Source organism: Anoxybacteroides tepidamans (assembly GCF_014201465.1).
Taxonomy (GTDB): Bacteria; Bacillota; Bacilli; order Bacillales; family Anoxybacillaceae; genus Anoxybacteroides; species Anoxybacteroides tepidamans.
Window position 1 is genome coordinate 38,135 of record NZ_JACHEP010000008.1, and the last position, 19,781, is coordinate 57,915.

Annotated in this window: 19 protein-coding genes and 1 pseudogene; 6 read left to right on the forward strand and 14 right to left on the reverse strand. The window is 41.9% G+C overall.

Going from position 1 to position 19,781, the window contains the following annotated elements; genetic code table 11:
* Window positions 1-230: 230 nt before the first annotated feature.
* The 5 genes from phoU to HNQ34_RS08850 all read right to left on the reverse strand — a co-directional run bounded on the left by phoU (window position 231) and on the right by HNQ34_RS08850 (window position 6,138).
* On the reverse strand, window positions 231-890 hold the full coding sequence (gene phoU / locus HNQ34_RS08830; RefSeq protein ID WP_183253685.1) for a phosphate signaling complex protein PhoU: 660 nt from the start codon (window positions 888-890) through the stop codon (window positions 231-233).
* 17 nt (window positions 891-907) lie between these two features.
* On the reverse strand, window positions 908-1,720 hold the full coding sequence (gene pstB, locus HNQ34_RS08835) for a phosphate ABC transporter ATP-binding protein PstB (protein WP_183253687.1): 813 nt from the start codon (window positions 1,718-1,720) through the stop codon (window positions 908-910).
* Between the two features lie 236 nt (window positions 1,721-1,956).
* Window positions 1,957-4,086: a peptidoglycan D,D-transpeptidase FtsI family protein gene (locus HNQ34_RS08840; RefSeq protein ID WP_183253689.1), complete on the reverse strand. Its 2,130-nt coding sequence runs from the start codon at window positions 4,084-4,086 to the stop codon at window positions 1,957-1,959.
* Window positions 4,087-4,171: 85 nt separating this feature from the next.
* Complete coding sequence (locus HNQ34_RS08845) at window positions 4,172-5,428, reverse strand: MFS transporter (protein ID WP_183253691.1); 1,257 nt, start codon at window positions 5,426-5,428, stop codon at window positions 4,172-4,174.
* 101 nt (window positions 5,429-5,529) lie between these two features.
* Window positions 5,530-6,138: a superoxide dismutase gene (locus tag HNQ34_RS08850; protein ID WP_183253693.1), complete on the reverse strand. Its 609-nt coding sequence runs from the start codon at window positions 6,136-6,138 to the stop codon at window positions 5,530-5,532.
* Between the two features lie 504 nt (window positions 6,139-6,642).
* Between HNQ34_RS08850 and HNQ34_RS08855 the strand changes: the two genes are divergently transcribed.
* Both HNQ34_RS08855 and HNQ34_RS08860 read left to right on the forward strand, forming a co-directional pair.
* Window positions 6,643-8,133: a methyl-accepting chemotaxis protein gene (locus HNQ34_RS08855; RefSeq protein ID WP_246363994.1), complete on the forward strand. Its 1,491-nt coding sequence runs from the start codon at window positions 6,643-6,645 to the stop codon at window positions 8,131-8,133.
* Window positions 8,134-8,359: 226 nt separating this feature from the next.
* Entirely contained in the window at window positions 8,360-9,133 is a 774-nt protein-coding gene (locus HNQ34_RS08860; protein ID WP_183253698.1) for a DUF1189 domain-containing protein, read from the forward strand.
* A gap of 61 nt (window positions 9,134-9,194) precedes the next feature.
* Here HNQ34_RS08860 and pstA read toward each other — a convergent pair whose 3' ends face one another.
* The 3 genes from pstA to HNQ34_RS08875 form a co-directional block, all read right to left on the reverse strand.
* On the reverse strand, window positions 9,195-10,112 hold the full coding sequence (gene pstA / locus HNQ34_RS08865) for a phosphate ABC transporter permease PstA (RefSeq protein WP_183253700.1): 918 nt from the start codon (window positions 10,110-10,112) through the stop codon (window positions 9,195-9,197).
* Window position 10,113: 1 nt separating this feature from the next.
* Window positions 10,114-11,004: a phosphate ABC transporter permease subunit PstC gene (pstC, locus tag HNQ34_RS08870; RefSeq protein WP_183253702.1), complete on the reverse strand. Its 891-nt coding sequence runs from the start codon at window positions 11,002-11,004 to the stop codon at window positions 10,114-10,116.
* Window positions 11,005-11,075: 71 nt separating this feature from the next.
* Window positions 11,076-11,972 (reverse strand): phosphate ABC transporter substrate-binding protein PstS family protein, encoded by an 897-nt coding sequence (locus tag HNQ34_RS08875; protein WP_183253704.1) that lies wholly within the window; start codon window positions 11,970-11,972, stop codon window positions 11,076-11,078.
* A gap of 197 nt (window positions 11,973-12,169) precedes the next feature.
* Between HNQ34_RS08875 and HNQ34_RS08880 the strand changes: the two genes are divergently transcribed.
* Together HNQ34_RS08880 and ispG are read left to right on the forward strand one after the other, a co-directional pair.
* Window positions 12,170-12,502, forward strand: coding sequence for a LysM peptidoglycan-binding domain-containing protein (locus tag HNQ34_RS08880; RefSeq protein ID WP_183253707.1), 333 nt, complete (start codon window positions 12,170-12,172; stop codon window positions 12,500-12,502).
* An 85-nt stretch (window positions 12,503-12,587) separates the two neighbouring features.
* Window positions 12,588-13,691, forward strand: coding sequence for a flavodoxin-dependent (E)-4-hydroxy-3-methylbut-2-enyl-diphosphate synthase (ispG, locus tag HNQ34_RS08885; RefSeq protein ID WP_183253709.1), 1,104 nt, complete (start codon window positions 12,588-12,590; stop codon window positions 13,689-13,691).
* A 146-nt stretch (window positions 13,692-13,837) separates the two neighbouring features.
* Here the strand turns inward: ispG and HNQ34_RS08890 are convergent, their stop codons facing one another.
* Complete coding sequence (locus HNQ34_RS08890; protein ID WP_183253711.1) at window positions 13,838-14,188, reverse strand: DUF4190 domain-containing protein; 351 nt, start codon at window positions 14,186-14,188, stop codon at window positions 13,838-13,840.
* Between the two features lie 137 nt (window positions 14,189-14,325).
* On the opposite strand from HNQ34_RS08890, the gene HNQ34_RS08895 reads away from it, so the two are divergent.
* A complete protein-coding gene (locus HNQ34_RS08895) occupies window positions 14,326-14,895 on the forward strand; it encodes a hypothetical protein (protein WP_246363998.1) in 570 nt (189 codons plus the stop codon).
* Window positions 14,896-14,916: 21 nt separating this feature from the next.
* Here the strand turns inward: HNQ34_RS08895 and HNQ34_RS08900 are convergent, their stop codons facing one another.
* The 4 genes from HNQ34_RS08900 to HNQ34_RS08915 form a co-directional block, all read right to left on the reverse strand.
* Window positions 14,917-15,339, reverse strand: coding sequence for a Fur family transcriptional regulator (locus HNQ34_RS08900; RefSeq protein WP_183253715.1), 423 nt, complete (start codon window positions 15,337-15,339; stop codon window positions 14,917-14,919).
* Between the two features lie 5 nt (window positions 15,340-15,344).
* On the reverse strand, window positions 15,345-16,178 hold the full coding sequence (locus HNQ34_RS08905) for a metal ABC transporter permease (protein ID WP_183253848.1): 834 nt from the start codon (window positions 16,176-16,178) through the stop codon (window positions 15,345-15,347).
* Window positions 16,179-16,193: 15 nt separating this feature from the next.
* Entirely contained in the window at window positions 16,194-16,949 is a 756-nt protein-coding gene (locus HNQ34_RS08910) for a metal ABC transporter ATP-binding protein (protein ID WP_183253717.1), read from the reverse strand.
* A gap of 95 nt (window positions 16,950-17,044) precedes the next feature.
* Entirely contained in the window at window positions 17,045-17,926 is an 882-nt protein-coding gene (locus tag HNQ34_RS08915; RefSeq protein ID WP_183253719.1) for a YitT family protein, read from the reverse strand.
* Window positions 17,927-18,010: 84 nt separating this feature from the next.
* On the opposite strand from HNQ34_RS08915, the gene HNQ34_RS08920 reads away from it, so the two are divergent.
* A complete protein-coding gene (locus HNQ34_RS08920; RefSeq protein ID WP_183253721.1) occupies window positions 18,011-18,271 on the forward strand; it encodes a DUF2624 domain-containing protein in 261 nt (86 codons plus the stop codon).
* Here the strand turns inward: HNQ34_RS08920 and HNQ34_RS08925 are convergent.
* Window positions 18,248-19,764, reverse strand: a pseudogene (locus HNQ34_RS08925) (IS1182 family transposase). The gene HNQ34_RS08920 and the pseudogene HNQ34_RS08925 sit on opposite strands and share 24 nt — an antisense overlap.
* Window positions 19,765-19,781: the final 17 nt, after the last annotated feature.

A 19,781-nucleotide genomic window follows, 5' to 3' on the forward strand; every position in this document is an offset into this window, starting at 1 on the left:
AAGCGAAGAAGCTAGTCAAGCAGTCGATGCGTTGCGAACTGAATCTAGGCAATAAAAAGCTGTGGAAAGATCAAAATTTATCCTGAAAATACCTAGATTCCTGAATGGACAAACTTAGATGTTCGACAAAAAGTATTTTCATCCTTCCGCTAGTGACGAAATTTTTTCATCATCGGAGTCTTATACTTTTCCAAGAAAAAAGTGAACCCCTTCACTGGAGTTCACCTTTTTTATCCGTTCAAATCGTAATGTCTTCCTTTCACAAGATATACAACATGTTCCGCTAAATTCGTTGCATGGTCAGCCGTGCGTTCGATATAACGGGCAATTAAAGAAAGCAAGTTCATTTGCGAAAAGTTTTCTTGATTCATTTTTGTTAGTTGCATCAAATCTCGCATAATCTGTCCGTATAACTCATCGACTTCATCATCCATATCTGAAATTTTTCGCGCTAACGCCACATCTTCTTCATAATATGCTTTTAATCCTAACGAAACCATTTCAAGGGCGATGTTATGCATACGAACAATTTTTTCGATCTCCATCACAAACGGTTGCTCACCGATTCGAATCGTTGCTTTCGCGATATTGACCGCAAAATCGGCAATTCGTTCAATATCGGTTGCGATTTTAATAGCGACAATAATTCTTCGCAAATCGATCGCTACCGGCTGCTGTTTCGCGATAAGCAAAATCGCAAAATCGTTAATTTCTTCTTCGAGCATGTCAATTTGACTGTCGCGTTCAATCACGCCTAACGCTTGATCAACATTTTTCGCTTGGAATGCCTCGATCGATTGACTTAAGGCAATTTCCGCTAAACTTCCAATTTCTAACAATTTTTGACGTAACGTTTTTAAGTCGTAATCAAACTTCCCTCTCATCGTCATATCGTCCCCCCCTTTCTTTATCCGAATCGACCTGTAATATAATCTTCCGTACGTTTGTCTGATGGGGTAGAGAACAATTGATCCGTTTCTGCATATTCAACGACTTCACCGTTTAGGAAGAACGCCGTTTTATCCGAAATGCGCGCCGCTTGTTGCATGTTATGCGTCACAATAATAATGCTATAGTTTTCTTTTAGTTCTTGAATGAGTTCCTCCACTTTCAATGTCGAAATCGGGTCTAAAGCGGAAGTCGGTTCATCCATTAAAATGACATCTGGTTCAATCGCCAAGCAGCGGGCAATGCATAAACGTTGTTGCTGCCCTCCTGACAGGCCGTACGCATTTTCATGAAGACGGTCTTTCACTTCATCCCAAAGCGCAGCACCACGTAAACTTTTCTCCACAATTTCATCTAAAATTTTTTTGTCACGAATGCCATGAATGCGCGGACCGTAAGCGACGTTATCGTAAATCGATTTTGGGAATGGGTTCGGCTTTTGAAACACCATTCCAACTTGTGTGCGCAATTCTTCGACGCGATACGATTTATCAAAAATGTTGCGGCCGCGATACGTAATTTCTCCTGATGTGCGAACATTTGGCACTAATTCAATCATTCGGTTTAACGTCTTAATATACGTCGATTTGCCGCAACCAGAAGGGCCGATAATCGCCGTCACTTCATTTTCGTAAATGTCTAAGTTGACATTTTTTAATGCATGATGTTCTCCGTACCATAAATTTAACTCATTCGTCCGATAAACGACGTCTTTTTCCTTTTGCACTTTCGGGGCAGCTGCATTTTGCTTCTTTACAATTGTTAATTCCATTGAATCATCTTCCCTCCATCTATATGAATCAAATGAGCCATGTGCAATGAATGTATCATTATTATCTGCCAAACTCATTCATTGTACTCTTTTTATGAACTACAACGAAACGTATAGAAACAAAAAATCTATCATATATTAAGAATACTACTGAACTTTTAATAAGGTTTTAAAAAAATGTTAAGCTTTTGTAAAGCAAAAGAAGGCATCTTTCAAAAAGTGCCTTCTTGTCATAACTATTGATTAGGTTGTTGGGAAGCAGACGACATTTCATTTTGTTTGTTTTGCTGCATCTTTTGAAGCCGTTCTTTTTTCAATTCAAAGTACGCATCTAAAATTTTTCTGCCGATTTTATTGTTGATCGGATAATGTGGATCTTTCTGATATGCCCAAGGAACAATGACCGCAAATGAAACTTCCGGGTCGTCATAAGGGGCATAGCCAACGAGGGTTAAGTTGTACGTTTGCGCATTTCGTTTGCTTTTGATCGGTCCATCATAAAACGCCTGCGCAGTTCCGGTTTTTCCTGCTGGTTTGTACGGTGCGTCAGCGAAAAAGCCAGCCGCGGTTCCCCCTCTTTCCTGCATCACACGACGAAATCCTTCCTTCACCCGATCAATATATTCTGTTTTCATGTCAATACGGTTGAGCACGATCGGCTGAAAATCACGGATCACTGGTCCAAGTTCTTTCCCATCGTTATTCGGTTCGCGAATTTCTTTGACGATTTGCGGTTTCATTCGATAGCCGCCGTTGGCGATCGTCGAAATGTATTGCGCCATCTGTAACGGTGTATACATATCGTACTGCCCGATCGAAAGGTCTAATAAAAATCCCGGCATTTTGCTTATTCCTTGAAACCCGATAATTTCATTTGGCAAGTCGATACCCGTTTTTACGCCTAAACCAAATTGACTGAAATATTTTCGCATCGTTGTAAATGCTTCTGGGTTAATGGCAAGCGGTGCATATGGCCGGTACACGCCGCCACCGATCGCGATCGCCGTTTTAAACATATAAACGTTTGAAGAGCGCTGCAATGCCGTCAGCTCGTTAATCGTTCCCATTGTCTGATATGATTTTTTGACTGGCGTCCCTTTAATGTATAGAGGTTCGTCTTTAATAGGCGTGTTTATACGAAGCACTCCCGTCTGAAACCCTGTTAATACGGTAGCCCCTTTGACGGCCGACCCCATCGCATAGGCGGATGTCATCGTACCGAGCGCATAGTCTTTCAGTTCGATATTTCCATTTTCATCCTTTGTAATCATTTTTCCAGCCATTGTTAAAATTTCGCCTGTTTTCGGATTCATCATGACGACAAACGCACGGTCCAACAGCGACGTTCCGCCGAAACGTTTCGCCGCTTGTAACTCTTCCTCAATTATTTTTTCCACGCGTTGTTGAAGCTCAATATCGATCGTTAATACGAGGTCTTTGCCGCGCTGACCTTCATACACTTTTTCTGTTTCGATCACATTTCCAGACTTGTCGGTAATGTTTTTGATTTTTGCTTTTTTTCCGTGCAATACATCTTCGTATTGCGCTTCTAAATAGCTTTTCCCCACACGGTCATTGCGGCTGTAATCGCGCGCCAAAAAGTAATCTAACCGTTCGCGCGGTACGCCCTGATCATCGCTTGTCACGCTTCCAAGCACGGAACGAAACGTATTGCCGTACACGTAACGACGCTCCCAGTCCGTGGTCGTATCAACCCCCGGCAATTCTTCTAAATGTTCGCTCACAACCGCATACTCTTCATTTGTCACATTTTTGTTTTTGACAACTTGCGGCGTTAGCGCATACCCGCTGTCTAATTCTCGTTTAATCGCTAACACTTTCATTTCTTGCGGTGTAATTTCTTTTAAATCTTCTGGTGTAATCCGCTCTAGCGTGAGTTCATAAATTTTTTTGTCTAGTTCTTTGGCGGACAGCCCTTTTTTCTTGAGCGCTTTTTTCTCTGCTTCACTTACCTTTTTTTTCGCTTCCTCTTTTCTCGTTAAAATCCAATAGTCTTTCATATCGCGCTCCGTAATTTTGTCGACCGGTTTGTCGATATATTTCGCCAATCGTTGTGCAATGACCAATGTATCTTCTGGTGTTGTCGTTTTTGTGCGCGTGTACGTAATCGCATTGAGCGGGACGTTATCAACAATGACGCGATGATAGCGGTCATAAATTTTTCCGCGCGGTACCGGCGTGCTTACCGTCACATCTTCCGTTCGTTCCACTTCTTTCCGGTACTGCTCACCATATACGATTTGTACTACTCCAAGCCGCAAGATAAGAGCAGAAAACAATAAAAACACGACAAAAAATAGTATATTTAATCGAAACGGCACTTGCGCCCTTTTCTTTTTTTTCAAGACAGTACCCTCCTATATTTTCAATCCCATGTTTATTGTAAAAGAATTAGCGACATTTTGCTAGAAAATCGCACAAAAAAAGGGCCTATGAAAGAGAGCCTTCTTCGTTTGATAGTAGCGGATACAATCGAGCGCTATCCGCTTCGATGCGGCGAATAAAAACATAAATGAGGGAATGTCCCGCTCCAAGCACGAGCATTAACGCTGGAATGGCCGTTTTTTCCTCAAACAAAGCAATGGCCACTAAAAACAACAAAATCGACGCAATCCGTCCACCGTTTAAAAACAGTTCGCGCACAACGATATATTCCACCCTTTTTTCCGCTGCTTCCCAACTTTTTCCGATCACATCAAACGTTAGCGACGAATATGGGACGAGAAGAAGCGGATACGCAATCGCAATCGTAACCGCATACAGTAAAAGACGCGGATAAGAGAGGTCAAAAACAATAAGAAAAAGGGCTGCATATAACAATAAGCCGCCACATAAAATCGCTTTTTTTCGATAAGCAGGCTGAATGAAGCGCGACACGAGATAATAGGCGATGAAAGAAGTGAAGGAATTAACGAATCCGAATTTCCCGAGCGCCCATTCGCTGCCTGTCGCCATATAGACAAAAATGGAAATAACAAACACAAAAATCCCTTCCCGCAATCCTTGAAAAAAGTGAGCATTGGTAATTAACCGCCAATTTTTATTGTTTGCCCTCTCTTCAATAACGCGCATCAAACCGTACGTTCCCTTCGCAGGTCTTCTTGTGAGAAAAAAGCTGAGCACAACAGCCATAAGAAACAGCCCAAGCGAAATCGAAAAAATAATCGTATACCCTTTCCATTTTGTCAGTGAAGAAATTATATATCCTGCGACAATCGGACCGATCATTCCTGCGGCCGATGTTAAAATACCTAAAAAGCCGTTAAAAAAATCACGCGTATCCGGTTCGGTAATTTCAAACGTCAATACGTTAAAAGCAAGCCAATAAAATCCATACCCGATTCCTAATAACGCGCCAAGCAATAACAAATAATCGTGCGCGCGATTTCCCACCATAAGCACGCTCAAAAAAAAGATCGCTAAAAACGAAACACCTAACCGCAATACGATGATACGATCCACTTGTTTGGCCAATCGTCCCGCCAAAATAAAGGTGAGAGGCTGCATCGTCACAATGGCCAAATTATATAAGCCTAGATCGCCAAACTCCCCTGATTGCTTCCATAAATACACATTCACAAACGTATTCGAAAGTGAAATGCTTAAAGCATAAAATCCGCCGATGCATAACAATATAATCAGTTCGCGATTCACATCGTGACCAGCTAGTTTTTTAAAAATTGTCATTGCCCAACTCCCCTTTTCATCTAAAGGGTAGTTTTGGCAGCTTTTTTTCGTTCTATGCACACGAAAAAAGGATGACTTTTATCAAGCCATCCTTTTGATCATTATTTTGCTTCTTGATAGCGTTTCGCTACTTCGTCCCAGTTAACGACGTTCCAGAATGCAGAAATGTATTCCGGACGACGGTTTTGATATTTTAAGTAGTAAGCATGTTCCCAAACGTCCAAGCCAAGAATTGGCGTTTTACCTTCCATAATCGGCGTGTCTTGGTTTGGTGTGCTTGTAATTTCAAGCTCGCCGTTGTTCACAACAAGCCAAGCCCAACCGGAACCGAAGCGAGTCGTTGCCGCTTTTGTAAATTCTTCTTTAAACGCGGCAAAGCTACCGAATTTTTTGTTAATTGCTTCGGCTAGCTCGCCTGTTGGCTCCCCGCCGCCGTTTGGTGAAAGAATCGTCCAGAACAGCGAGTGGTTCGCATGTCCGCCGCCGTTGTTGCGAACAGCTGTACGAATGCTTTCTGGAAGTGCTTCTAAATTGCCAAGCAACTCTTCAAGCGTTTTGCTTTGCAACTCCGCATGTCCTTCTAACGCCGCATTTAAGTTTGTGACATACGTATTATGGTGTTTCGTGTGGTGAATGTTCATTGTTTCTTTGTCAATATGCGGCTCAAGCGCATCATAAGCATAAGGTAATGGTGGTAATTCAAAAGCCATTTTAACTCCTCCTTTGTTGTCGTTATGTATCCGGACGTTAAAAGTGTGACCTTCTTCACGCCCGTTTAAATTTAGCTTACCAAAATTGCCACAATGTTTCAATTTATTTGCTCGTTTCATAAGCTTAACATTTTTTATACATTTACTTAACAAAGACACAATAATAATCGAATAAATTGAAAGTAGTGTCCTTATATATTATTTAGGAAATGAGGAGAGCAAAGAATGAGCAAACAAAAGCAGGTCCGGTCAGTTTTACTCCATATATGGAGGAGAGTTTTCGTTTTCCTACACTTAATCAAACGGAAAACAAGAATAAAATCTCCTTCCCCCTCTTCCCATCTTCCATTCATAAGTAGATGGAATCTACAGACAATATTAGCATTCGTCATTATTTTGATTACATGCATTTCTTCTGCATTGATTGCTTATATTGGCTACGAAAAAAATAAACAATTAACTGTTCAAGCGATTGAACAGCAAATGCAACTATCTACCGAAGTGATGATCGAAAAAATTTCTATGCTAAAAGCAACTGTGACCAATGAAGAATTTCTTAAAAAGTTACCCTATGTGTTAACATTAAATGAACATAAATTTAAAGCCCTTCAATTAAAACCGATGCAATTTATCATCACTAAAGAAAAAAACGTTGAAAAATTAGCTGGATTTAATAGCCCTTTACCGTCTTTGCCTCGTTCTTTAATTAATAAAATGTATGAGCAAAAACGAGGGATTGTTCACTTTCAAGGGCTTACGTTATATTACGACTATTCTACTGACTTAAACGAACTGTACGTATTAGGCCTTAAAGATCAAGAATATTTACAGCCGATTTTTTCCTATCAAAAAACGAGCTTGCTAATCTCGCTTCTTACAGCTTTTTTCGCTAGTCTTATCGGTTTTATCATCGTGCGGCAAATACTTAAACCAATTGCTGCATTAAAACAAGCGATGCGGCAAGTGGGAAAGGGAAATTTACAAATACGTTTACAAATCAAACGTTCAAGTAGAGATATTCAAGCGTTAGCCGCTGGCTTTAATCAAATGGCAGACAGTCTTACGACTTTGATCGAACATTTGGATACAAGCTCGAAACACGTAACACTCTCATCCGAAACATTACACCGTTCGTCGCATGAGTCAAGACATGCTTTTGAACAAATTGCAATTACAATGAATGAAATAGCAAGCGGAACAGAAAAGCAAGCAAATTCGGCTACAGAGATTTCACAGTTTTTCCATGAAATTGCCCGTGGAATGGAACAAGCTACCATTTCTATTGCAGATGTCGAAACATCCACAAACGAAGCAACTCATAAAGCTCATATGGGAAATAAGCTAGTGGATAACACCGTTAAACAAATGAGTTTGGTGCAAAAAACGGTCGGGGAAACAGCAGAAATGATATACATATTAGGCGAGAAGTCAAAACGGATTGATCAAATCGTAAGTTTGATTAGCCAAATTGCGAATCAAACAAACCTTCTTTCTTTAAATGCAGCAATCGAGGCAGCACGAGCTGGGGAGCATGGAAAAGGATTTTCCGTGGTAGCCAATGAAATAAGAAAACTAGCTGCTCAAAGTGGACAAGCAGCGAAACAAATTCAAGAAATTATCGAAGAAATTCAGCAGGAAGTAGAGCAGGCTGTTCATTCTATGAGCCGGGGAGCGGAAGTACTCAAAGAAGGAATCGAAATGGTTCACCAAACCGATACATCATTTAAAGCCATTGCACAAGCTGTAGAAAATGTTTCAAAAGAATCAAAAGAAGTGGCGTCTATCATCCATCATGTCAGTGCACAAACTCAAGAAATGTCAACTAATATGGAAGAAGTAGCTTCCATTTCTCAGCAAATTGCTGGAAGCATGGAACATGTAGCCGCCATTGTACAAGAACAAAGCGCCTCTATCGAGGGTGTTTCACATGCATCCCAATCTTTAAATGAATTAGTAAAACAATTGCAGCAAGTAGTTCAAATGTTTAAAGTATAAATACAGGCGTGTTGATTAACCATTAAAAACGATCTGACATCGCTCGATTCCTAGCTTTTCTGCCGTATGATTCTGTTTTCTTTAGTAAAATAATGGATAATCAACACTCATCGTATAAATGAAAAGAATCTCCTAGTGGGGATTCTTTTTATTTTACAACATCGGTTGAATTATGAAGCGAGACGATATACAATGAGCATGGAAGACAGGGAAGGATGTGTAAACGATGAATGTATTTATGCAGTTGTGGAGAAGTTTATATTCCCCAAAAGATATTGCTCGATTCCGTTTTCAAAAAATCGGCAAAGCGATTTTATACGTATTTTTATTGGCTCTTATTTCTTCATTGCCGCTTGCATACCATTTGTCAACGAATTTTATTGACGGGATTCGCTATATGGGCTCCTTGTTCGAAAACGAAATTCCATCTTTTACAATTGAAAATGGGGGTTTGCGCTCTTCGGCAACCCAGCCCGTTATCATCAACGAACACGGATTAACAATCATTTTTGACAGCACCGGACAAGTGACAAAAGAAAAAGTGGAACGGGCAACAAATGCGATTGGCCTGTTGAAGCATGAAGCCGTCATCGTCACAAACGGCCAAGCGCAATATTATAGTTACACGATGTTTTCGAACATGAAGCTGACCGACAGGGACGTGCGTTCGTTTCTGGAAACGCTCCAATCTTTGCTTCCTGTGCTCATTCCGTTAACGTTTCTCTTTTTATACATTTTCACAAGCGCGAGCAAATTTATCGGGGTATCCGTCCTCGCTTTTATCGGTCTTATTTTACGAAGTACTCTTGATAAAAACATTACCTATCGCCATACATGGGTCATGTCTGCTTACTCGGTAACATTATCGACCGTCTTTTTTGCGATTATGGAGACGTTACAAACGGCTGTGCCATACCCTGCCTTTCTTCATTGGTTTGTGTCAATTACAGTGCTATTTTTGGCCATCAAAGAAATTCCTTCAGTAAAAACGCATGATTAATTAATAAAAGGGCTGGTCCGCTGCTGCAGGCTAGCCCTTTTTCGTTCTTCACTTTCTTTGTTTAAGAAACCATTTTCGTTTGCCGCTTTTTTCTGTGCGTATTTCCAGTAAAATAACGCTGCAATACTGCCGAAACAAAACGAGCAACAATGTTGAACAACAGAACCATAATAACCAAAATGGCAGCTGACTTCGCCGCAATTAACTTTGCATCCGGTACAATCCCTTCAGAATTCAATTTCCAAATGTGCACCGTGAGCGTTTCTGCTGGCCGAAAAATATTAAACGGATTTAATTTGCTTGATAGATCAGCTGAAGCATTTAAAAATGGTGTTGTTAATCCTGACGTGTAAATAAGTGCTGCTGCTTCACCGAAAATTCTTCCAGCTGCTAAAATAACACCCGTCATAATTTGTGGCAATGCTGCTGGAATGATCACTCTCACTAACGTCTGCCATCTCGTCGCTCCTAACCCAAGACTTGCTTCTTTTACACTATGTGGAACATCTCGAATAGCATTTTCACATACCCTCGTTAAACCCGGTAAGTTTAAGATCGTAATGGCTAAAGCGCCCCCGATTAATGTATATCCCCAGCCAGTCAATGTAACAAATACTAAAAGCCCAAACAAACCAACAACAATAGAAGGAAGAGAAGCCATTGTTTCAATGCATAATCGAATAAAGCTCAACAACTTTCCCTCTTTCGCATACTCGGCCAAATAAATTCCTGCTCCAAGCCCTAATGGAACGGAAATGAGCAATGTAAGCACTAGCATATAGAGAGAATTAAATAATTGCGGACCAATTCCGCCCCCTGCTTGCGTATTGCTCGGATTTCCGAAAAGAAAACTCGGATCCCAAAATCCCCATCCCTTCACAACAATGGTTACAACTAAAAATCCTAACAAAATAACAACAAAAGCTGAAACAATATATAAAATTCCCGTCCAAATGGCGTCAACCGTTCTTGCCTTCATTTTAGCCTTCACCTCTTTGTCCAATTGCTCGAATGATTAAAATAAATAAGAAAGAAATGAGCAGCAAAATCATCGCCAACGTCCATAAAGCATTATTCCAAGCGGTTCCATTTAATGTGTTGGACATGTCCATCGTTAAAATGCCTGTTAATGTTGCAGTTGGACTATATAATCCAGAAGGCAGTTTCACGGTGTTGCCGATCACCATTTGAACTGCTAGGGCTTCACCAAAGGCACGCGCCAATCCTAATACAATTCCTGTTAAAATTCCTTTGCGAGCAGCAGGAACGATAACGCGGCTAATTGCCTGCCATCTTGTCGAACCTAATCCATACGACGCTTCTAAATATGCATGCGGAACTGCTTGAATCGCATCTGAAGCGATGCTCGCAATCGTTGGTAAAATCATGATGCTTAAAACAATAATCCCCGCAATTAAGCTAAAGCCTACTCCTCCGAACCATCCTCTCAATAGCGGAACGAGAATAGTTACTCCTAACAGTCCATATACAACCGATGGAATACCGACAAGCAACTCTAATACAGGCTTCAACACCTTTGTGCCAAATTGCGGCGAAATATAGTTAATAAATACTGCTAATGCAACAGCAATCGGCGCGCTTAAAATAACGGCTCCAATCGATACGAGCGTCGACCCGACAATAAAAATGACAGCCCCATATTTAGGCTGGGAATCGTTAGGCGCCCACTCTTTTGAAAACAACATTTCCTTAAAAGAAATTTGGCTTTGAGTAAATGATTGAATCCCTTTACTACAAATAAATACAATAATTGAAAGAGTAACAAAAACAATTAAAAAACCACAAAGTGTAACTAATATTTTCCCTATATATTCGCTTTTCCAATAATTAATTGGTTTTTTCCCCTTCATCATTGATTCACCTACCCTGATCATTCAAACGAATAGGACTGACTACATGATAGCCAGCCCGACATATCTAATTATTCTAATTCAGACATTGGGATATAACCCATTTCTTTTACTTTTGCAGCAAACTGCTCACTTTTTACAAAGTCAATGAAACCTTTGACTGCATCTTTTGGTTCTCCCTTTGTAACCATATACTCGTAAGACCAGAATGGATATTTTTGCGCTTTAATATTTTCTACTGTCGGTTCAGCTCCGTCAATTTTTAATGTCGTTAAAGCGTTCGCTTTGTCACCAACTAGATAAGACATTGCAACGTAACTAATTGCTCCTGGTGTAGACTTAATGGCTTGTTCCACGGCACCGTTAGAATCTTGAACGGTTCCGATGCTGTCATTTACTTTTACATCTTTCATTAACGTTTTTTCAAATGTTGCACGCGTTCCAGAAGAAGCTGGTCGGTTAATGACATTAATTTTCTCATCGTTTCCGCCAACTTCTTTCCAGTTTGTCACTTTACCGGAAAAGATGTCTTGGATTTGTTGAACAGTTAACGAATCTACTTTTACATCTTTATTTACTACTAACGCAAATGCGATTCCTGCTACTTTATTATCAACCAATTCTCCAGCTTTCGCTTTATCTTCAATTTTTTCTGCTGATGGAACGTCTGAGTTACCGATTTGAACAGCACCTGCTGCCACTTGGTTAACACCAGTACCGCTTCCGCCACCTTGTACTGTGATTGAAACATCTGGATATGTTTGCATAAATTCATTCGCTGCTTCTTCAGCAAGAGGTTGGAGTGCTGTAGAACCAGCTATTGTAATGGTTCCAGAATAGGTTTGTTGTTGTTCTTCTTTTGTCGTATTACCTTCTTGAGCAGATTTGTTAGAGGTTCCACATCCAGCAAGTGCCCCCGTAATGAATAGTGCCGCCATCGCTAGCTTTAGATTTCTTTTCAGCATCATTTTACCCTCCATATTTTTTCTATATCTGACTTACAAAGTCATTGTAGCGAACAAGTTTTATTCTTTTATTAAGTTAATGTTAAGTTTAAGTAAAGATACATTCCATTTTTTTCTAAAAAATTCTTCTTTATAGACATATTTGATTCGGACAAACATACATATTTTAATAGTCGCTTTTAGGGGGAAAATGAAACGAAATGAAAAAGTTGCTCAGCATATTCATGTTTTGTTTAATCATATATACTGTCTATCATGATGTAACAAAAGGCACATTACCGACCTTTACTGAAAAAAGAACAGTTGATGTTCGTTTGACAAAAACAAAAACAGCTTTATCTATTAGTTATGAGGTCATAAAGGTAAAAGCCGGTGATACATTGCTTTCCATGGCGGAACGAAAGCAAGGTGGGCCATTACCTGTTTCCATCGAAACGTTAATCAACGATTTTGAATCATTAAATCCTGGCGTAAAAGCCTCCTCCCTTCAAATTGGAAAAACGTACAAAATCCCTGTTTATCAACAAAACTGATGAATTTCTTGTCAATTGTCGATAAACATTGTTACAATAATTGAGAAGTTGACATGAACTTGTTTCTTAAAGGAGCGAATGTTTCGTGAATGAAATTATTCATCGTTCAAAAACCCGCCCGGTGCGCGTCGGCAATTTGACGATCGGCGGAAGCAATGAAGTAATTATTCAAAGCATGACGACAACGAAAACGCACGATGTCGATGCAACGGTTGCTGAAATACAACGATTAGAAGAAGCAGGCTGCCAAATCGTTCGCGTCGCCTGCCCGGACGAACGAGCGGCCAACGCCATCCCTGAAATTAAAAAGCGGATTAACATCCCTCTTGTTGTCGATATTCATTTCGATTACAAATTAGCGTTAAAAGCGATTGAAGGGGGAGCGGACAAAATCCGCATCAACCCTGGAAACATCGGACGTCGCGAAAAAGTCGAAGCGGTCGTGAAAGCGGCAAAAGAGAGAGGCATTCCAATCCGCATCGGCGTCAATGCCGGCTCATTAGAAAAGCGCATTTTAGAGAAATACGGCTATCCGACGGCCGATGGAATGGTGGAAAGCGCACTGTACCACATCCGTATTTTAGAAGAGCTTGATTTTCACGATATTATCGTGTCATTAAAAGCATCTGATGTCCGCCTTGCCATTGAAGCGTACGAAAAAGCAGCACGAACGTTCGACTACCCGCTTCATCTCGGCATTACCGAATCAGGAACGCTCTTTGCCGGAACGGTCAAAAGCGCCGCTGGACTCGGAGCGATTTTAAGCAAAGGGATCGGAAATACGATTCGCATTTCACTGAGCGCCGATCCTGTCGAAGAAGTAAAAGTGGCAAGAGAACTGTTAAAAGCGTTCGGGCTTGCTGCTAACGCGGCGACGCTTATTTCTTGCCCGACGTGCGGACGAATCGAAATCGACTTGATCAGCATCGCCAACGAAATTGAAGAATACATCGCCAAAATTAAAGCGCCGATTAAAGTCGCCGTTCTCGGCTGCGCCGTCAACGGACCCGGAGAAGCGCGAGAAGCGGATATCGGCATCGCCGGTGCGCGCGGAGAAGGACTTCTTTTCCGCCACGGAAAGATCGTCCGCAAAGTTCCGGAAGAAACGATGGTCGAAGAACTCAAAAAAGAAGTAGATAAACTGGCTGAAGAATATTTCGCCAAACAAAAACAATCACAAAAAGCTTGACGCTTTACGCGCCAAGCTTTTTGAATTATGGTCTAGCTTCCGCTCCTAGCTGCTCGGAGACAAATAACCTTCCCCCTCGAGGTGTCAAGCACTTCTGCGGGTGAAGAACATTTGCCCATCGCAGCTAATCAGTCGCCTCAGCTTTTCTAATAATAAAACGGCATAATAAACAATTTAATGATGATCGACACAATCCCAATGCCGATCGCCCAGGCGCCTAGCGTTTCCGCCCCACGCCGGCGCGCGATAAATCCGACAATAATCCCTGCTGCTCCTAAAAGAATCGGCATCATAAACAGGGAAAGAATCGAAAGGACAAGCGCTGTCCAACCCCATCCGCTTCCGTTCGCCCCTTCTCTTTCATCCTTTTCATCGTAGCGACGAACCGGTTCAGCAACTTCCGCAGATGTTTCTTCCATAAAATCAGACTCTCGGTCCACTTTTCCGACTGATTGCACGTAACTTTCGTTGTACGTGCGATTGCGATCATCGACCATGTTGTTCCCTCGCTTTCCTAAAGTAAGGAGCATTATTAGTATGGTTCAGCGGTCAAAAAATATCAATGCGAATGTTTTCATCAGAAGGAAAAATGCGCGTAATATGTTACAATATAGTTCGGAAAGGAGTGCTTCAATTGGCAACAAAAAAACGGCTCGGCATCGACATCGATGGAACGATCACTTGTCCAAGTACCTTTATTCCTTATTTGAACCGGTCATTTCAAAAAGAATTGACGCTTGCGGACATTACGCAATACAATTTAGCACCGCTGTATGATACAACAGAGGAAGAAATCGACCGCTGGATGGAACAATATGAAGGAATGGTTTATGCAGAGGCGCCGCTCGCCCAAAACGCTCTCGAAGTGATCAACAGCTGGAAAAACAAATACGAATTGTTTTACATTAGCGCCCGCGGGAAACATTTATACGACATTACCGAACGGTGGTTTAAAAAGCATGGCGTGCATTATCATCACATTGAATTAATCGGCTCGCACGACAAAATTGAAGCGGTGAAAACATACGACATCGCCGCTTTTTTCGAGGACAAATACGACAACGCTTGCGACATCGGAGAGCAGTGCAACATCCCTGTCATTTTGTTTGACACGCCATACAACCAAGGTCCTCTTCCGAAACAAGTCATTCGCGTCAAAACGTGGCTGGAAGCAAAAAAGCATATTGACGAACTGCTACGCTAAACAGAAAGGGATATCTCTTCGCTACGAGATATCCCTTTGGCATTCCGGACATTTTCCGTATATTTCAAATTTATGATCCGATACTTCATACCCTTGTAAATGTTCTTGTAGCTCGCTCATCGGGCAAGCCGCAATTTCTTTCGTTTTTCCGCATTCCATGCAAATAAAATGATGATGATGGTGGGCGGTGCTGCATGTAAACCGAAAATGTTTTTCCCCAGATAGTTCTGTCATTTCTAAAATCCCAAGTTCCACAAACAACGACAAATTGCGGTAAATCGTATCAAAGCTTAAACCCGGATAGTCGTCTTTTAACGCATCTAACACATCTTTAGCCGTTAAATATTTATTGGTGTTTGCAAATAAATGCAACATATCTTCCCGCTTTCCCGTATGCTTAAACCCCTGTTCTTTCATTAACTGAATGGCTTGTGCGACATTCATCTTCCTTATCTCCTTCTCCACTTTTTCCACAAAATAGCGATAAGTAAAATGAACACAGAAAGCATGACGATCGTTCCGCCCGGCGCCAAATCTAACTCATATGACATAAACAGTCCGGCAATGACCGCCAACTCCCCGAGCAAAACGGAATAAACAATCGCCTGTTTAAATCCCTTCCCGATGCGAATGCTGGCAGCAACCGGCAATGTCATGAGCGACGATACAAGCAAAATGCCAACAATGCGCATCGAGGCTGCGATCACTAACGCTACTAAAACGATAAACACAAAATGAATCGCTTTCGCCCGAATGCCAGAAGCAACCGCATACTCTTCATCAAACGAAAGAAGGAACAATTCTTTGTACAATAAGCCAAGCGCCACAACAACCGTGCACGCAATGCCGAAAATCACCCATACATCCTGCCGGCTGACAGCACTCACGCTGCCAAACAAATACGAAAACAAATCCGTATTAAACCCGTCCGCCAGTGAAATGAAAATCACGCTTAACCCGATTCCGCCCGACAAAATAATCGGAATCGCCAGCTCTTGATAATGCTTATATACGCCGCGCAATTTTTCAATAAATAGCGAACCGGCTACGGAAAAGCCCATCCCCATATAAAGCGGATTCCAGCCGGCAAACGTCCCGATCTTCTTTTCAAGCAGCAAACTCGCCGCAATCCCGGCAAGCGTCACATGGCTCAGCGCATCGGCAATAAGCGACAAACGGCGAACAACAATAAACACACCTAATAAAGGCGCTACGAATCCAATCAACACACCTGCGAAAAACGCATTTCGCAAAAACTCGTAATGAAACATGGCTTCAATCATCACAAAGTACCCCCGTCAATGCTGGTGGGAAAGCACATGAAGATGATGACCATAAAATTTTGACAAATCATGATCTTTCAACTGCGCAAATTCATCTGCTTTCCCATGAAAATATAAATGCTTGTTTAAGCACGCCACATGTGTCACTTTTTCCGTAATCGTTCCGATATCGTGTGTCACTAATAGAAGCGTAATACCAAGACGGTTTAATTCATCGAGCATATTGTAAAAATTTTGCACATGATGAACGTCGACGCCAACAGTTGGCTCATCTAAAATCAACAGCTCCGGCTTGCTCACAATCGCCCGAGCAATAAACACGCGCTGCTGCTGTCCGCCTGACAATTCTCCAATGTTTTGCTGACGAAACTCGCCCATTCCAACTGCATCAATTGCCTCCATTACCGCCTGCTTTTCTTTGCTCGTCAAAAAGCGAAACAATCCGAGTTTAGCGGTTAATCCGCTAGCGACAACTTCATACACGGTCGCTGGAAATCCCGTATTAAAACTGTTCGCTTTTTGTGACACAAAGCCGACGCGGTGCCACTCTTTAAACTCCGAAATCGGGGTACCAAATAAATAAATGTTGCCTTGCTGCGGCTTTAATAAACCTAGTATGCATTTTAACAGCGTCGATTTTCCTGAGCCGTTCGGACCGACTAGCCCGACAAACGCCCCCTTCGGCACAGAAAACGTCACATCTTCCAGCACATTTTCTTTTTCGTAACGGAACGACACATGTTCCACCTTTAATACTTCTTCCGTTTTCATCGTGTCCCCACCTAGTATAATTCAAATTAAGAATGATTACGATTTAGCTACGAATGTAGTATAACGGAAAGATTCCGATTTGTAAACGAGCGAGCTCAGTGAATCGCTGATTTAAATTTTGCTCCTCTTACTTCATGCGTATTCATAACCGTAATAAACGCATTCGGGTCCTTCTCGTATACGATCGCTTTTAGCTTCGTCAATTCAAGGCGGGTGACAACGGCATAAATCACTTCCTTTTGCGCGTCCGTGTAGCCGCCTTTTCCCATCAATTTCGTCGTGCCGCGCCCAAGACGATGCAAAATCGCATCCGATATATCTTCGTATTGATCAGAAACGATAATAACCGCTTTCGTTTCATCTAATCCTTCAATGACCGTATCAATCGTTTTAAACGCAATGTAGTACGTCATCACCGAATACATCGCTTGTTCTAATCCGAACACAAATGCGGCCCAGCTGAAAATAAAAATATTCATAAACATGACAAACTCGCCGACGGAAAACGGCAGTTTTTTCGTTAACAAAATCCCTAAAATTTCCGTCCCGTCTAACGAACCACCATGGCGGATCACAAGCCCGACGCCCACTCCTAAAGTAAGGCCGCCAAAAACGGTTGCTAAAATCGGCTCATTCGTCAGCGGCGCTAAACGGTGCAACGCCCGCTCCACAACTGCTAAGCAAACAATGCCGAAAATAGACGAGAACATAAACGTCTTTCCGATTTGCTTATAGCCGTAATACATAAACGGTGCGTTCAACAGCACAACAAGCGTCGCAAAATTGAGAAACGACCATTTTTCCGGCAAAACGTAGTCTAAAATGAGCGAAATCCCGATGATTCCCCCATCAATAATTTGATTTGGCACTAAAAACCGCTCGATCGACAGTGCCGCCAAAGAAGCTCCGACTAAAATCAACAACAGGCGGTACATAGCATGCGCAGCACTTTCTTTTTTATGCTGTTTCTGGATCAATCTAACTCCCCCTTTTTCTTTTTATTATAACACGTTTTGCGCCTATGTTTCATACGATACCCATATACAGAGGAGGCGATGAATATGAATCTTTATCAACAGCTTATTAATCAAAAAATTAAAACGATTACCCCTGAAGAACTTGTATCATACAGCCGTGATTACGGCATTTCATTAACGGTCGAGGAAGCGAAAAAAATCATTCATATCGCCCGGACCAATAAAATTAACATCTTTGATCCGCAAGAGCGGGCAAAATGGGTACGGGAATTGGCCAAGATTACGTCACCGCAAACTGCCAAACAGGCCAATGAGCTGTTTTTAAAATTTATGAACAAAAAATAAGCGATCTCTCAAGGGAGATCGCTTCAGACTGTTGACAAAATGGGTTACAGACGAATGTCTGTAACCCATTTTGTTCCATAAAAGAGTTGGATTTCTAAAAAAAACAGAGAGAATAAGTGACCATATGAATGAAAAGGAAGGACGGTGCTTCGTCTTCCATAGGTAATTCGCCAGTTTTTTCAAATTCATGGCAGCACAAACAAGCATCGCCTGCGCCTGATTTCTTTCCAATCCTCGGTAATTCGTCCAACGCAGACCATGCTTCTCTTTTAAATCGGCAAAATCCCGTTCAATCGTTTCTTTTCGGAGGGCATAGAGTTCGCGATACTCCGGAACATATCGCAAATGTTCGGCTTCTTCATAGTAGTCCTGCCATACATGACGCGTGACGACTTTCGTGTGATTCTTGCTTTCTGTACACTGACGAAGATACGGACAGCTTCGGCATACCGATGGGTCGGATTTATATTCCCGATATCCTTCTCGATTTGTGGTAGAGTAAGATAAGACTTGATCATTCGGACATAGATAACAGTCAAAATATTCGTCGTACACAAAATCAGATTTCCGAAAGAACCCCTCTTTTGTTTTTGGGCGAGTGTACGGCCAAATGAGCTTGACGTTTTGGTCCAGTAAATACTTGGCGATAGCCGGAGTTTTATATCCTGCATCTGCGCACAAGGCTTCCGGACATTCTTTGATTTCCTGTTTCACTCGTTTGAACAGTTCAAAAAACGCCTGACTATCGTGAATATTTGCCGCCGTCACATAAGGATATAACACCCATCCGTGGCGGTCACAAGCCGTGTGGTACGAATAAGCAAACACTCGCTCCCGTTCATTTTTCACAAACAGCCCACTGTCCGGATCCGTTTTGCTTACTTTCACTTCTCGTTTTTTTTTTTCGTTTCCGGTGGCAATGGAGACTTTCCATGAGCGATGCGATCCTGTTCGATTTCTTTTTCGAGTTCTTGTTGGTAAGCTTTCGCTTCTACTTCTGCCATTTCTGTTGTAAACTTCTTTTTATTAGCACTTGCCTTGACATGAGTCGAGTCCACGTACACCACACTTGGATCGACCAATCCGTGTTGAAAGGCTTCGTCTAAGATTCGTGAAAAAATCTGATGGAACACATCCGTTCCGGCAAAACGACGCGCATAGTTTTTACTCGGTGTCGAGTGATGAGGGACGGGATCATGAAGGCTAAGCCCCAAAAACCAACGGTAGGCCACGTTGGTTCGGATTTGTTCGACCGTTTCACGCATCGAGCGGATTCCAAATACATACCGAATCAAATACATTTTAAACAGCATCACCGGATCAATGCTCGGACGTCCATGATCAGGAGAATAGAGATCTTTTACGATGTCGTAAATAAAGGAAAAATCAATGGCTGCATCTAGCTTTCTCACCAAGTGATCCTCTGGGACAAGATCATCCAGTTTTACCGTCGTTTCTGTATAGCGCCCTTCTTCTTGGCGTGGACGAAGCATCGTTCTTTTCCCTCCGT